This is a genomic window from Streptomyces sp. NPDC003042, from assembly GCF_053591315.1.
In genome coordinates, this window is the sequence record NZ_JBSFTP010000033.1 from 54317 (window position 1) to 69628 (window position 15312).

The 15312-nt window shown below is 71.1% G+C and carries 10 protein-coding genes; 5 read left to right on the plus strand and 5 right to left on the minus strand.

Annotated elements, in window-relative coordinates; genetic code table 11:
- Nucleotides 1-227 precede the first annotated feature (227 nt).
- Complete coding sequence (locus ACWDYJ_RS18300; RefSeq protein ID WP_451566585.1) at nt 228-854, minus strand: TetR/AcrR family transcriptional regulator; 627 nt, start codon at nt 852-854, stop codon at nt 228-230.
- A 135-nt stretch (nt 855-989) separates the two neighbouring features.
- On the opposite strand from ACWDYJ_RS18300, the gene ACWDYJ_RS18305 reads away from it, so the two are divergent.
- Both ACWDYJ_RS18305 and ACWDYJ_RS18310 read left to right on the plus strand, forming a co-directional pair.
- A complete protein-coding gene (locus tag ACWDYJ_RS18305) occupies nt 990-1895 on the plus strand; it encodes an ABC transporter permease (RefSeq protein WP_451566586.1) in 906 nt (301 codons plus the stop codon).
- Entirely contained in the window at nt 1888-2685 is a 798-nt protein-coding gene (locus ACWDYJ_RS18310; RefSeq protein WP_451566587.1) for an ABC transporter ATP-binding protein, read from the plus strand. Before ACWDYJ_RS18305 ends, ACWDYJ_RS18310 begins: the two co-directional genes overlap by 8 nt.
- An 85-nt stretch (nt 2686-2770) precedes the next feature.
- Here ACWDYJ_RS18310 and ACWDYJ_RS18315 read toward each other — a convergent pair whose 3' ends face one another.
- The 3 genes from ACWDYJ_RS18315 to ACWDYJ_RS18325 all read right to left on the minus strand — a co-directional run bounded on the left by ACWDYJ_RS18315 (nt 2771) and on the right by ACWDYJ_RS18325 (nt 9362).
- Entirely contained in the window at nt 2771-7804 is a 5034-nt protein-coding gene (locus ACWDYJ_RS18315; RefSeq protein ID WP_451566588.1) for an NAD-glutamate dehydrogenase, read from the minus strand.
- 374 nt (nt 7805-8178) lie between these two features.
- The gene (locus ACWDYJ_RS18320) at nt 8179-8865 is read right to left on the minus strand and encodes an HAD family hydrolase (protein ID WP_451566589.1); all 687 of its coding nucleotides are present in this window, start codon (nt 8863-8865) and stop codon (nt 8179-8181) included.
- Nucleotides 8862-9362 (minus strand): DUF6912 family protein, encoded by a 501-nt coding sequence (locus ACWDYJ_RS18325; RefSeq protein ID WP_451566590.1) that lies wholly within the window; start codon nt 9360-9362, stop codon nt 8862-8864. The genes ACWDYJ_RS18320 and ACWDYJ_RS18325 overlap by 4 nt, the downstream gene beginning before the upstream one ends.
- 326 nt (nt 9363-9688) lie before the next feature.
- On the opposite strand from ACWDYJ_RS18325, the gene ACWDYJ_RS18330 reads away from it, so the two are divergent.
- Nucleotides 9689-10138 (plus strand): Rv3235 family protein, encoded by a 450-nt coding sequence (locus tag ACWDYJ_RS18330; RefSeq protein WP_451566591.1) that lies wholly within the window; start codon nt 9689-9691, stop codon nt 10136-10138.
- Nucleotides 10139-10413: 275 nt separating this feature from the next.
- Here the strand turns inward: ACWDYJ_RS18330 and secA are convergent, their stop codons facing one another.
- Nucleotides 10414-13200, minus strand: coding sequence for a preprotein translocase subunit SecA (gene secA, locus ACWDYJ_RS18335; RefSeq protein ID WP_451566592.1), 2787 nt, complete (start codon nt 13198-13200; stop codon nt 10414-10416).
- A 239-nt stretch (nt 13201-13439) separates the two neighbouring features.
- On the opposite strand from secA, the gene ACWDYJ_RS18340 reads away from it, so the two are divergent.
- Nucleotides 13440-14033 (plus strand): GNAT family N-acetyltransferase, encoded by a 594-nt coding sequence (locus ACWDYJ_RS18340; protein ID WP_451566593.1) that lies wholly within the window; start codon nt 13440-13442, stop codon nt 14031-14033.
- Nucleotides 14034-14043: 10 nt separating this feature from the next.
- Entirely contained in the window at nt 14044-15222 is a 1179-nt protein-coding gene (locus ACWDYJ_RS18345) for a winged helix-turn-helix domain-containing protein (RefSeq protein ID WP_451566594.1), read from the plus strand.
- The last annotated feature ends 90 nt before the right edge of the window (nt 15223-15312 follow it).

Here is a 15312-nt window from a genome sequence, read left to right on the forward strand (position 1 = left end):
CTCCGTCCGTCGACGGTCGGCCGCGCCGTGCACGCCCATCCCCGTCGGCACCATCCAGCCCCGCCAGGGGTACCCCTGGACGGAGTCCTGGGGTACCCCTGGACGGAGTCCGGGCGGGTTTGGGGCGCGGGGTCCGGGGCGGAGCCCAGCTGGGGGTCCCCCCGGACGGAGTCTGGGGGATGGCGAAAGGGCGGGGCGGGGAGAAGGCGCGGCGCGCGGCCCCCCGGTCAGCCGGAGGCGACGGTCAGCCCGGCCACCACCGACCGCGCCAACTCGTCCAGGTAGCCCGCGGACACCTCGTCCCGTACGACCACCTGCCGCCAGTACAACGGCCCGATCGCCAGATCGAGCGCCCGCTCGGCGGTCACGGACTCCGCCAGCTCGCCCCGCGCAACGGCCTCCGCAACGATCCCCTCGGCGAGCCTCCGCTGGCCGTCCAGCACCGCGCCCCGCACGGCCTGCGCGATCTCGGGATTCCGCGCGGCCTCCACCAGCAGGTCCGGGATCACCGCCGAGGCGATCGGGTGCCGCAGCACGTGTGACATGACCTCCAGCAGCGCCCGTACGTCCCCGTACAGCGACCCGGTCGCCGGCACCGGCAGCCCGTCGGCGGCGAAGGCCCCCACGAGGTCCAGCACCAGGTGCAGCTTCGACTTCCACCGCCGGTACACGGCCGTCTTGCCGACCCCGGCCCGGCGCGCGACACCCTCGATGGACATCCGGGCGAAGCCGACCGCGGCCAGTTCCGCGAGCACCGCCGCACGGATCGCCTCGGTGACGTCCTCGCGCAGGACGGCGGCCCCGGCCGGAGCGCGGCGGGCGGGAGCGGCAGAGGCGGCGGGATCCATGGTCATGCCCACAGCATAGCCGCGCCCGACGTCACGACGATACGGTTGCGTTCCGTCGCTACGCCGCCTAGCCTCACCGTAGCGACGATACGGACCTGTTCCGTCGCCAGCGACGCCCTGACCCCGTCGAAAGCGACTCCCGTGACCGCGACCGCCACCACCACACCCACCCCGCACCCCCCGAGCCCCGCGACCCTGGCGGCAGCCCACGGCCTCACCGTCAGCGGCGCCCGCCCGACCCTTCCCCACTACCTCGCCCAGCTGTGGGACCGCCGCCACTTCGTGACGGCGTACGCCACCGCCCGCATGCACGCCACGTACAGCACCGCCCGGCTCGGCCAGGTCTGGCATCTGGTGACCCCGCTGCTCAACGCCGCCGTCTACTACTTCGTCTTCGGCATCGTGATGCGGGCCAGCCACGACGTACCCGACTACGTGCCGTTCCTGATCACCGGCGTCTTCGTCTGGGACTTCATCGGCAGCTCCGTCAACGCCGCCACCCGCGCCGTCCACGGCAACCGCGGCCTGGTCCGGGCGCTGCACTTCCCGCGGGCCGCCCTCCCCCTCTCCACCGTCGTCCAGCTCTTCCAGCAGCTGCTCGTCTCGATGGCCGCCCTGATCCTCCTGCTCCTGGCCTTCGGCCAGAGGCCCGGCCCGTCCTGGCTGCTGGCCGTCCCGGCCCTCCTCCTGACGGCCGTCTTCTGCGCCGGCTGCGCCCTCGTCATGGCCCGCATCGGCAGCAGGAGTCCCGACGTCAGCCAGCTGATGCCCTTCGTCCTGCGGACGTGGATGTACTCCTCGGGCGTGATGTGGTCCATCGACTCGCTGCTCAGGACGGACCACCTGCCGCAGTGGGTCTCCCTCGCGCTCAAGGCCAACCCGGCCGCCGTCTACATCGACCTGATGCGCTTCGCCCTGATCGACAGCTTCACCGCCCAGTCGCTGCCCGCCCACGTGTGGCCGATCGCCATCGGCTGGGCGCTGCTCGCCGGCGTCGGCGGCTTCATCTACTTCTGGAAAGCCGAGGAGGAGTACGGCCGTGGCTGACACCGCAACCCGCACCGCGACCCACACCGCGACCCGAACCCCCACCGTCATCGCGGACGGGGTCCACGTCGTCTACAAGGTGCACGGCTCCGGCGCCCGCAAGGGCGGCGCCACCGCCGCGCTCAGCCGGATCTTCTCGCGCGGACCCGCCCCCGGCATCCGCGAGGTGCACGCCGTCAAGGGCGTCAGCTTCACCGCGTACAAGGGCGAGGCGATCGGCCTCATCGGCTCCAACGGCTCGGGCAAGTCCACCCTGCTCGCCGCGATCGCCGGCCTCCAGCCGGTCGCCCGCGGCGCGATCTACTCGCAGGGCCGACCGTCCCTCCTGGGCGTGAACGCCGCCCTCATGAACGACCTGACCGGCGAGCGGAACGTCGTCCTCGGCGGGCTCGCGATGGGCATGTCCAAGCGGCAGATCCGCGAGCGCTACCAGGGCATCGTCGACTTCTCCGGCATCAACGAGAAGGGCGACTTCATCTCCCTGCCCATGCGGACGTACTCCTCCGGCATGGGCGCCCGGCTGCGCTTCTCCATCGCCGCCGCCAAGGACCACGACGTGCTGATGATCGACGAGGCCCTGGCCACCGGCGACGCGGCCTTCCAGCGCCGCAGCCAGGCCCGCATCGAGGAACTGCGCGAACACGCCGGCACCGTCTTCCTCGTCAGCCACGGCATCGGCACCGTCCGCCAGACCTGCGACCGGGCGATCTGGCTGGAGTCGGGCGTCCTGCGCATGGACGGCCCCTCGGCGGAGGTCTGCGACGCGTACGAGGCCTTCACCAAGGCCTGACGCCCTCACCGCGGACCCGGCCGCACAAGCCGAAGGCCCCGGCCCCCGGAACGTGTTCCGGGGGCCGGGGCCCAGGCCGAGCGGGTCAGGCGTGCGTGCGCAGCAGCGAGCGCATCGTGCGCATCGCCACCGACAGGTTCGCCAGGTCGAAGTCGTCCGAGCCCCGGATCTCCTCCAGGGTCGTCCGCGCGCGCCCGATGATCGCCGCGTTCTTCTCCTCCCACGCCTTGAAGCGCTGTTCGGGAGTCGAGTCGCCGTTGCCCACCGACAGCACGTCCGCGGTCAGCGCCGCGTGCGCCGCGAACAGGTCCTCGCGGATGGACGCGCGGGCCATGGACTGCCAGCGGTCGGCCCGCGGCAGTTCGATGATCCGGTCCATCAGCTGGGTGATGTCGAGGCGGTCGGCGAGGTCGTAGTACACCTCGGCGACGTCCAGCGGAGCGGCGCCGGTGCGGTCCGCGATCGCGACGATGTCGAGCGTCGGGAAGGCGGAGGAGAAACCGGCGACCTTGGCGGCCAGTTCCTCCGGGACGCCCTCACCGATGAGCTCGTCCATGATCGACTGGTACCACTCCAGGTCCGGGCCGCGCAGCAGCTTCGGCAGCTCCGCCCAGACCTGCGACACCCGCTCCCCGAAGAAGCCGATGGTCTCGGTGATCTGGAGCGGCTGCGGCCGGTTGTTGAGCAGCCAGCGCGTGCCGCGCTCGACCAGGCGCCGCGAGTGCAGCCGCACCCGGGTCTGGACGTCGGCGGCGACCTTGTTGTCCAGCGCCTCGACCGCGTCCCAGACGTCGGAGAGGCCGAAGATCTCGCGGGCCGCGAGCTGTGCGCGGACGATCTCCTCCAGGGAGGCCCCGGTCTCCTCGCGCAGCCGGTGCAGGAAGGTCGAACCGCCGCTGTTGACGGTGTCGTTGACCAGGAGGGTCGTGATGATCTCCCGGCACAGCGCGTGCGCCTCGATCTGCTCGTGGAACTTCTCGCGCAGGGGGGCCGGGAAGTACGCGTGCAGCAGGCGGCGCAGGTACGGGTCGTCCGGCAGCTCGGTGGCGATGAGCTCGTCCGCCACCGTGATCTTGGTGTAGGCGAACAGGACGGCCAGTTCCGGCTGGGTCAGACCCTTGCCCGCGTTGAGCAGTTCGCGGATCTGCCGGTCGGTGGGCAGGAACTCCAGCGCGCGGTCCAGCCGTCCGTCGCGCGTCAGGCGGCGCATGAAGCGCTGCTGGGCGTGGAGCAGGCTGGGGGCCTGGGCGGCGCCGTTGGCGAGCGCGACGTTCTGCGCGTAGTTGTTGCGCAGCACCAGGTGGCCGACCTCGTCGGTCATCGCGGCGAGCAGCTTGTTGCGCTGCTTGACGGTCATGTCGCCGTCCGCGACCACCGCGTTGAGCAGGATCTTGATGTTCACCTCGTGGTCGGAGGTGTCGACGCCCGCGCTGTTGTCGATGGCATCGGTATTGATCTTGCCGCCGTCGCCGCCGGCGCCGCTGCGGGCGAACTCGATCCGGCCGAGCTGGGTCAGGCCGAGGTTGCCGCCCTCGCCGATGACCTTGGCGCGTACGTCCGAGCCGTTGACGCGGATGGCGTCGTTGGCCTTGTCGCCGACGTCGGCGTGCGTCTCGGCGGTCGCCTTGACGTACGTACCGATGCCGCCGTTCCACAGCAGGTCGACGGGGGCCTTGAGGATGGCCTGCATCAGCTCGGCGGGGGTCATCTTGGTGACGTTCCCCTCGATGCCGAGGGCCGCGCGGATCTGCGCGTTGACCGGGATGGCCTTGGCCGTACGCGGGTGGATGCCGCCGCCCGTGGAGAGCAGCGCCTTGTCGTAGTCGGCCCACGAGGAGCGCGGCAGCTCGAACAGCCGGCGGCGCTCGGCGTACGAGGTCGCCGCGTCCGGGTTCGGGTCGATGAAGATGTGCCGGTGGTCGAAGGCCGCGACGAGACGGATGTGCTCGGAGAGCAGCATGCCGTTGCCGAAGACGTCGCCGGACATGTCGCCGACGCCGACGACCGTGAAGTCCTGGCTCTGGGTGTCGTGCCCCAGCTCCCGGAAGTGGCGCTTGACCGACTCCCAGGCGCCGCGGGCGGTGATGCCCATGCCCTTGTGGTCGTAGCCGGCCGAGCCGCCGGACGCGAAGGCGTCACCGAGCCAGAAGTTGTAGGACTGCGCGACCTCGTTGGCGATGTCGGAGAAGGTCGCGGTGCCCTTGTCCGCGGCGACGACGAGGTACGTGTCGTCGCCGTCGTGCCGGACGACATCGGCGGGCGGCACGACCTCGCCGGCCACCAGGTTGTCGGTGATGTCGAGCAGCGCGGAGATGAAGGTGCGGTACGCGGCGATGCCCTCGGCCAGCCAGGCGTCGCGGTCGACGGCCGGGTCCGGCAGGTTCTTGGCCACGAAGCCGCCCTTGGCGCCGACCGGCACGATGACGGTGTTCTTCACCATCTGCGCCTTGACCAGGCCGAGGACCTCGGTACGGAAGTCCTCGCGACGGTCGGACCAGCGCAGACCACCGCGGGCGACCTTGCCGAAGCGCAGGTGGACGCCCTCGACGCGGGGCGAGTAGACCCAGATCTCGTACGCCGGGCGGGGCGCGGGCAGGTCCGGGATGGCCCGCGGGTCGAACTTCATCGAGACGTACTCGTGCTGCTTGCCGCCCGCCGCCTCCTGGAAGAAGTTGGTGCGCAGGGTGGCCTTGATGAGCGTGAGGAAGGAGCGCAGGATGCGGTCCTCGTCGAGCGAGGCGACCTGGTCGAGCGCCAGGTCCATCTCCTCCAGCAGCGCGTCGGTCAGCTCGGTGCCGGCCCGCTGCCGGTCCGGCGACATCCGCGCCTCGAAGAGCGAGATCAGCAGCCGGGTGGTGTGGACGTTGTTGCGGAGGGTGTCCTCCATGTAGTCCTGGCTGAAGGTCGAACCGGCCTGGCGCATGTACTTGGCGTACGCGCGCAGCACCACGGCCTGGCGCCAGGTGAGCCCGGCGCTCAGCACCAGGGAGTTGAAGTTGTCGTTCTCGGCCTCGCCCCGCCAGACCGCGGCGAAGGCCTCCTGGAAGCGCTCGCGCGCGTCGTCGCCGAGGTAGTTGGACGCAGCCGCGCCGTCGCCGCTCCCGGAGGGAAGGGGCATCCGCAGACCGAAGTCGTAGATCCAGGCGCTGACCCGGTCGGAGCGGCGCAGCTCGTACGGGCGCTCGTCGGTGACCTCGACGCCCAGGCGCTGGAGGACCGGCAGGACCGCGGAGAGCGAGACCTGCTCACCGGTGCGGTAGATCTTGAACCGGCGTTCGCCGGGGCCCGCGCCGACCGGCTCGTACAGCGAGAGCGCGAACTCGCGGTCGCTGGCGGAGAGCCTCTCCAGGTGGACCAGGTCGGCGACGGCGGCGCGCGGCGAGTGGTCGGCCTTGTAGCCCTCGGGGAAGGTGGTGCCGTAGCGGCGCAGCAGTTCGGCGGCGCGCTCCTCGCCGAGTTCGGCGACGAGGGCCTCGGCGAAGCCGTCGGCCCAGGAGCGTGCGGCCTCGACCAGTCGGCCCTCGATGCGCTCCACGTCGGCGTCGGTCAGGACGGGCAGCTCGGTGCCCTGGGGGACGCGGATGACGAAGTGGATGCGGGAGAGGATCGACTCGGTGTTCCAGGCGGTGAAGTCGACGCTGGTGCCGCCGAGTTCCTCCTTCAGGATGTCGATCAGACGCAGCCGCACACCGGTGGTGTAGCGGTCGCGCGGCAGGTAGACGAGCGCCGAGTAGTAGCGGCCGTACTCGTCCTGTCGCAGGTACAGCCGCAGCCGGCGGCGCTCCTGGAGGTACAGGACGGAGGTGGCGATCTCCTGGAGCTTGTCGACCGGGGTCTGGAACAGCTCGTCGCGCGGGTAGGTCTCCAGGATCTGGAGCAGGTCGCGGCCGTCGTGGCTGTTCGGCGAGAAGCCGGCGCCGTCGAGGACCTCGGCCACCTTGCGGCGGATGACGGGGACACGGCGCACGGACTCGGTGTACGCGGCGGAGGAGAACAGGCCGAGGAAGCGGCGCTCGCCGACGACGTTGCCGTCGGCGTCGAACTTCTTGACGCCCACGTAGTCGAGGTACGAGGGGCGGTGCACGGTCGCGCGGCTGTTGGCCTTGGTCAACACCAGCAGGTGGTGCTCGCGGGCCTTGGCGCGGGCGTCGGCGGGCAGCCGGTTGAAGGACGGCGAGACGGGGTGCGCGTCGTCCTGGCCGCTGTGGTGCGGGTCGGAGCGCAGGATGCCGAGGCCGGTGCCGGGCACGGCGGACAGGGCGTCGCCGTCGACGAGGTTGTACTCGCGGAAGCCGAGGAAGGTGAAGTGGTCGTCGGCGAGCCAGCGCAGCAGCTCACGGGCCTCTTCGAGCTCGTACGGGCGCAGGTCGGGCGCGGTGGGCTCGTTCGGCAGCTCGTCGGCGATGCGCAGCGCCGCGTCGCGCATCTTCTCCCAGTCCTCGACGGACTCGCGTACGTCGGACAGGACGCGCAGCAGATCGACGGTGATCTGCTTGAGGTCGGCCCGGTCGGTCTCGCGGTCGATCTCGACATGGATCCAGGACTCGACGAGGGAGTCGTGGGGGCGCGCGGTCCTGGGACCGAAAACGTCCGGCGCGCCGGAGGCGCTCGTTGAGGGGTGGCGGTCGGGCGACGGGTGGGCACAGTCGGGGCCGAGGATGTCGATCAGCTTGCCGGTGACGTCACGGCGTACGACGACCTGCGGGTGGATCACGACGTGGATGCCGCGGCCCTGTCGGGACAGCTCGTTGGTGACGGAGTCGACCAGGAAGGGCATGTCGTCGGTGACCACCTCGACGACCGAGTGGCTGGAAGTCCAGCCGTTCTCCTCGACCGTGGGGGTGTGCACGCGCACGTTCGCGGTGCCCTGCGGCCGGTTCTCGGCGAGCCGGTAGTGGGAGAGAGCCGCGCCGAACACGTCGACCGGGTCCCGGTCCACGAGGTCCTCGGGTGCCGTGTGCAGGTAGTAGCGCTGGAGGTAGGCGAGCGTCGTGCCCTGATCGGGACGCTCCCCCGGCTCGGACCCAGTCGGAAGTAGCCCCCCGGCCGGGCTGTTCTCAGCTACCCGGGCCGCCCGTGCGAGCAGCTCGGCCTTTGCTTCGTCCAGCTTGGTCTGCATGTCCTCTGGCTCCTGTCGCGCGCCATTGCGTGACGTAGGTGAAGGAAGGAATGACACAGCGCCGCGATGAGGCGGGATGTTGGTGTCCGTCCGGAATCGTTACCGACGCTATGTCGTCGAGAAGGCCGACCGGGAGCGTTTCGGCCATGATCGGCACGAGGTCCCGGCGGCGGCGATCAGCGAAGGCCCGGGCACGGTCGTGCGCCGGGCGCGGGTCGGAGGCCTCAGTGCCCCCGATGACTATCGCGCTGATCACGGGTACAAGGCTATCTCCACTCACCCCCGCCTCGTCACGAGCCGCATCGGCACAAAACCGGGGGTCGAACTTTGACACTCTGGACAGCGACGCGACCGCCCGCCCGTGCAGAGCGGTGTTATCCGGCCCAATCGCGAGCTGCGGCTACGGCCTCGGCCAGGGTGTCGACGACGGGAACACCGGCTGATTCAAGACTTGTGCGGCTGTGCGAACCTCCGGTGTACAGCACCGCCCGGGCGCCCACGTGGGCCGCGGCGAGCGCGTCGTCCACGGCGTCTCCGATGAGCACCGTACGGGTGGCGTCCACACCGGCTGCCTCCATGGCGGCCATATGGCGTACGAGATGCCCCGCCTTCGTGGTGTGCGAGGGACCGGTCCGCCCGTCGACGCGCAGGAAGTGCCGGTCGATGCCGTGCGTGCGCACCAGCGGGATCAGCTTCTCGTGGGGCGCGAGGGACAGCAGGGACTGGGTGAGTCCGTCCGCCTGCCAGCCCCGGAGCAGCTCCAGCGCGCCCTCGGCCAGCCCGGCGGCGTCGGCGGCCGCCCAGTAGTGCCGGTGGAAGGTCTCGTCCATGACGATCCACTCGGCGTCGGTGGGAAGTCGGCCCATGAGGCGCTCGTAGAACTTGGGGACCGGGACGACGTACAGGTCGCGGTAGGTCTCCAGGGTGATCGGCGCGAAGCCGAACTCGGCGAAGGAGGCGTTGGTCGCGGCTATCACGGCGTCGATGTCGTGCAGCAGCGTGCCGTTCCAGTCCCAGACGATGTGGGGGGCGCGGGCGGTACGGGCGGTGCGGGCGGTCACTTCAGCAGCCCCGGGATCTCCTGGACGCCGTACCAGAGCAGGTCGTGGTCCTCGGCGCCATCCACGACGAACTGCGCGTCGGCGTCCCCGCCGTCGGCGGCCTCCAGGGCGTTCACGGCCGCGGCGACGTCCTCGCGCGCATCGGCGGCGTCCACGTGCACGGCGGCGGCCACGGCGAGCCGTACGGGCGCGGCGAGGGTCACCTGGCCGAGGGTGTCCTCGTCGAGCCCGGGGACGGCGGTGACGGCCTTGTCGTCGACGTCGAGCGCGACCACGACCCGCTCGCGGGGGGCGTCCGCGTCGGCGGAGACCAGCCGCAGGGAAGCGGCGGCGGCGCGGTTCAGGGCCGCGTACTCCAGCTCCTCGATGTCGTCCGACACGTACCACTCACGCAGCCCGGGGGTCACCGCGTACGCCCGCAGCGGGGCGGGCCCCAGCTCGCCCGCCTTGTGCGCTTCGGCGAGCCCGGGGAGTGTCAGGGGTACGTACACGCGCATGGCCGGCTGCTTTCGGTAGTCGGAAACGCCCCCAGGATACGACTGCCCGCCCACAGGGCCCTGGGCGACGCCGGACTCCGTCCGCCGGGTGACGGCGGCGTCCCCCTTCGGGGTGCGGGAGCCGGCCCGCGGGGCGTCCACCGCCGTCCCCCGGGCAGGCCCTCGGCGGCCACCCCGCAGCCCTGCGCCCACTCGGATAGGTGAACCGGGCCACCGCCCCGGCACACGCCCCCACGCGGTTGCGGAGCGTGAACGGCGGCCGTAGAAATCCCCCACCAAGTTACCGCCTGGTACCGCACCGGGCCCGGCCTGTTCGGGGAGACGCCATGGACACGACGACGCGCGGCACGATCGGCGGCGAGGGAAGTCGCAGCAGGGCCGGCGGTCCGAGCCGGACCCGCCCGGCAGGCCGACGCGACCAGCGGCGCCCCACCAGCACCCCACGGGCCATCCGCCGGCTCGGCCCGCACGACTGGTTCGCCGAACGCCTGCTGGCGGTCCTCAGCGGCCAGCGGCCGGTCCACTCACTGCTCGGCCTCACCGTGGGCCCCGCGTACGAGCAGCTGGCCTCCCTGGCCCCCACAGGCCCCTTACGCGACCGCCTCCGCCCCGTGCTGCGCCACTGCGGCCGCTTCCACCCGGGCCCGGGCGTCATCGAGGCCTTCGCCCGCATCGCGACCGGCGACCGCGTCTCGGCGATGGCCTTCCGCCTGGAACAGGGCCCGGACCTCCGCTGGCGCTGCGCGGCAATCGAAATCCACTCCCCGCGCACCTAACGCCACGCCGGCCGAATCCCCGCCCGCCAGCCAAATCCAGCCTCGCCAGGGGTATCCCCGGACGGAGTCCAGGGGGGTTTGTGGCGCGGGGTCCGGGGGCAGCGCCCCAGGGCCTTCCAGCCCCGCCGGCGTTTGAGGCGCGGGATTCCGGGGGCAACGCCCCCGGCAACGGCGCCGCACCGCACCCCCACCGCACCGCACCGCAGGTACAACGCGGCCGGGGCCGGACACCCCACGGTGTCCGGCCCCGGCCGACGTGCACAGCCCAGCGGGGGCTACTTCTTGCGACGCCGCCCCCCGGACGCCTTCTGCGCCTTCCGCCGCTCCGCCCGCGTCATCCCGTCCCCACCCTCACCGGCGGAGCCATCGGCATCGAAGTCGCCCTCGACGACCCCGCCCTCCCCGTCCACCGTCGGTGCGGAGAAGTGCAGCCGGTCCGGCCGCTGCGGAGCGTCCAGGCCCTTGGCCCGGATCTCCGGCCTCGGCGCCACCGCCACCGGCGCGTCCTGCACGGGAAGCTCCTCGACCTGCTGTTCGACCTGGACCTCCAGGTTGAACAGGTAGCCGACGGACTCCTCCTTGATGCCGTCCATCATGGCGTTGAACATGTCGAAGCCCTCGCGCTGGTACTCGACCAGCGGGTCCTTCTGGGCCATGGCCCGCAGGCCGATGCCCTCCTGGAGGTAGTCCATCTCGTAGAGGTGCTCGCGCCACTTGCGGTCCAGCACCGAGAGGACCACGCGCCGCTCCAGCTCGCGCATGATGTCGGAGCCGAGCGTCTTCTCGCGCGCCTCGTACTGCTCGTGGATGTCGTCCTTGACCGACTCGGCGATGAACTCGGCGGTGATGCCGGCCCGGTCGCCGGCCGCTTCCTCCAGCTCCTCCACCGTCACCTTGATCGGGTAGAGCTGCTTGAAGGCGCCCCAGAGCCGGTCCAGGTCCCACTCCTCGGCGAAGCCCTCGACCGTCTCGGCCGCGATGTACGCGTCGATGGTGTCGTCCATGAAGAAGCGCACCTGCTCGTGCAGGTCTTCTCCCTGGAGCACCCGGCGGCGTTCGCCGTAGATGACCTCACGCTGGCTGTTGAGGACCTCGTCGTACTTCAGGACGTTCTTGCGCGTCTCGAAGTTCTGGGTCTCGACCTGCGACTGCGCCGACGCGATGGCCCGCGTGACCATCTTGTTCTCGATCGGGACGTCGTCCGGCACGTTGGCCATGGCCATGACCCGCTCGACCATCTGGGCCTTGAACAGGCGCATCAGGTCGTCGCCCAGCGACAGGTAGAAGCGGGACTCGCCCGGGTCTCCCTGTCGGCCGGAGCGGCCGCGCAGCTGGTTGTCGATACGGCGCGACTCGTGCCGCTCGGTGCCCAGCACGTACAGCCCGCCGAGCTCCTTGACCTCCTCGAACTCCGCCTTCACCGCCGCCTCGGCCCTGGTGAGCGCCTCGGGCAGGGCGTGCGCCCATTCCTCGATGTGCTCCTCCGGGTCCAGGCCGCGCTGGCGCAGCTCGGCCTCGGCCAGGTCGTCCGGGTTGCCGCCGAGCTTGATGTCGGTACCGCGGCCGGCCATGTTCGTGGCGACCGTGACCGCGCCCCGGCGGCCGGCCTGGGCGACGATCGTCGCCTCACGGTCGTGCTGCTTGGCGTTGAGCACCTCGTGCGGGACGCCGCGCTTGGAGAGCTGCTGGGAGAGGTACTCGGACTTCTCGACCGACGTCGTACCGACGAGGATCGGCTGGCCCTTCTCGTGCTTCTCCGCGATGTCGTCGACGACGGCGGCGAACTTGGCGACCTCGGTGCGGTAGATCAGGTCGGCCTGGTCCTTGCGGACCATCGCGCGGTTCGTCGGGATGGGCACGACGCCGAGCTTGTAGATCTGGTGGAACTCCGCGGCCTCGGTCATGGCCGTACCGGTCATGCCGGACAGCTTCGAGTAGAGGCGGAAGAAGTTCTGCAGGGTGATCGTGGCGAGGGTCTGGTTCTCGTCCTTGATGTCCACCCCTTCCTTCGCCTCGATCGCCTGGTGCATGCCCTCGTTGTAGCGGCGGCCCGCGAGGATACGGCCGGTGTGCTCGTCGACGATCATGACTTCGCCGTCGATGACGACGTAGTCCTTGTCGATCTTGAAGAGTTCCTTGGCCTTGATCGCGTTGTTCAGGTAACCGACGAGCGGGGTGTTCACCGACTCGTAGAGGTTCTCGATGCCGAGCCAGTCCTCGACCTTCGCGACACCGGACTCGTGGATGCCGACGGTGCGCTTCTTCTCGTCGACCTCGTAGTCGCCGGTCTCCTCGATGCCCTTGAGCGGCTGGCCGGGCTCGCCCTTGGTGAGCCGGGTGACCAGCTTGGCGAAGTCGGCGTACCACTTGGTGGCCTGGTCGGCCGGGCCGGAGATGATCAGCGGCGTGCGGGCCTCGTCGACGAGGATCGAGTCGACCTCGTCGACCACGGCGAAGTTGTGGCCGCGCTGGACCAGCTCCTCGTGCGACCACGCCATGTTGTCGCGCAGGTAGTCGAAGCCGAACTCGTTGTTCGTGCCGTACGTGATGTCGCAGTTGTACTGCTCGCGGCGCTGCGCCGGCGACATGTTCGCCAGGATGCAGCCGACCTCCAGGCCGAGGAACTTGTGGACCCGGCCCATCATCTCGGAGTCGCGCTCGGCGAGGTAGTCGTTCACCGTGATCAGGTGGACGCCCTTGCCCGAGAGTGCGTTCAGGTACGCGGGCAGCGTGCCGACGAGGGTCTTGCCCTCACCGGTCTTCATCTCGGCGACGTAGCCGAGGTGCAGCGCCGCGCCGCCCATGAGCTGGACGTCGTAGTGCCGCTGGCCGAGGACGCGCTTCGCGGCCTCGCGCACGGTGGCGAAGGCCTCGGGCAGCAGGTCGTCCAGGCTCTCGCCGTCCTGGTGCCGCTGCTTGTACTCGTCCGTGAGCGCACGCAACTCGGCGTCGGAGAGGTTGACGAAGTCCTCTTCGATGGAGTTGACCTGGTCCGCGATGCGGTGCAGTTTGCGCAGGATCTTGCCTTCGCCTGCACGCATGAGCTTGTTGAAGACGGACACCGAGGTTTGTCTCCTTGCCGGTCGGGCCTGGGCACTGTACGTACACGGGCACGGCAGGTGGGCCCCACCGCAACGGCCATCGTAAGCGAGGACGTGGTCGCGTCGGGAGGTCCGTCGTGTCCGCAGGGCACGCGCGCCCGGAATGAGAACGTACCGGGACCGGGGAAGGTGCCGCGTCCCGCGCCGATTTTCCCGAAAAGTGTTCGCGTCTGATACCGGCCGGGCAGCAGAATCCGCTCATGGAGCCCACCACACTGATCACGACCCGGCTGGAATTGCGGCCTTTCGCCGCACAGGACGAGGACGAGGTCTACGCCGCCGCCCAGGACCCCGACATCCAGCGCTGGACCATGGTCCCCTCCCCCTACGAGCGCGCGCACGCGCGGAGCTTCGTCGGCGAGAGCGTCCCGGCCGGCTGGCGCGAGGACACCGGCTACAGCTTCGCCGTACGTCTCGGCCCCCGCGGCCCGCTCGTCGCGGCCGTCGGCGTCCACGTGCACGAGGCCTTCGGGACGAAGTCGCACGAAATCGGCTACTGGGCGACGAAGGAGCACCGGGGCCGCGGCTACATGGCCGAGGCCGTGTCCGCCGTCGCCCGCTGGGCCTTCACCGAGGTCGGCGCCGTACGGCTGGAATGGCGGGCCGAAGTCGGCAACGCCGGCTCCCGGGCCGTCGCCGAGAAGGCGGGCTTCCGCTTCGAGGGCACCCTGCGCGCCGCCCTGCCCCACAGGGACGGCACCTCGCGGGACTGCTGGGTCGGCGCGCTGCTCCCCTCGGACCTCGGCCTGATTCCCGCGCTGCCCTACCTGCCGGCTGTCAGTGGCGCCGCCTAGGCTGCGCACCATGACCAGCCTGGCGCCCCCGCCGATCGTGTCCCTGTCCGCCGACGAGGCCCGCCGGATAGCCCTGCGCGCGCAGGGCTTCCTCGGCGCGCCCGACCGCAAGGGCTCGGTCCGCGGCGTGCTGCGCCACCTGGGCGCCGTGCAGCTGGACACCATCTCGGTCCTGGCGCGCTCCCACGAGCTGGTCCCCTACGCGCGCCTGGGCGCGGTCGGCCGGCCGACGGTGGAGAAGGCGTACTGGAGCGATTCTCACGCCTTCGAGTACTGGTCGCACGCGGCTTGCGTCCTGCCCATCGAGGAGTGGCCGCATTTCGCCTTCCGCCGCCGTGCCCGGCGGGCGCGCGGCCACCGCTGGCACGTCCTCCAGGACAAGGAGCGCTCGACGAAGGCGGTCCTGGACCGCCTCAAAGCCGACGGCCCGCTGACCTCGACCGAGCTGGGCGGTGCCAAGAACGGCGGTGAGTGGTTCGAGTGGTCCGAGACCAAGATCGCGGTGGAGTGGCTGCTCGACACCGGCGAGGTGGTCTGCTCGGAGCGGCGCGGCTGGAAGCGGGTCTACGACCTGCCCGAGCGGGCGGTCCCTGACGCACTGCTGCACGACGATCTCGACGACCGCGAGTGCCTGCGCCGCCTGGTGGCCCTGGCCGGCCGGTCCCTCGGGGTCGGCACGCGCGCCGACATCGCGGACTACCACCGTCTCAAGGGAGACCAGTTCGACGCGGTGATCGAGGACTCCGGCCTGGTTCCCGTGAGCGTGGAGGGCTGGCCCAAGCTCGCGTGGGCCGACCCGGCGGCGCTGGCCACCGCTGCGCGCGGCCGCCACCGCACCACCCTGCTGTCGCCGTTCGACTCCCTGGTCTGGGACCGCCCGCGCACCGAGCGGATCTTCGATTTCACGCACCGCCTGGAGGCGTACGTCCCCAAGTCCCAGCGGGTCCACGGCTACTTCGCGATGCCCCTGCTGGCCGGCGGCCGGCTCCAGGGCCGCGTCGACCCGGCCCGCGAAGGCACCACCCTGGTGGCCCGCCGGGTCTCGCTGACCTCCCCGAAGGCCGCCCGGCCGATGGCGCAGGCCTTGCGGGAGGCGGCGCAGTGGGTGGGGTGCGACGCGGTGCGCATCGAGCAGGCCCAGTCCCCGGCGCAGGCGGCCGCGATCACGTCGGCGCTGGCCGCCCTCTAGGGAGTGTCGTCAAAGTAGCTCCGGCCGCCCGAAGGGCGGGGCCGGTGGGGCCTGGTGCGTGCGATCGCAAGGCGGAGGAGGGAGTCGACG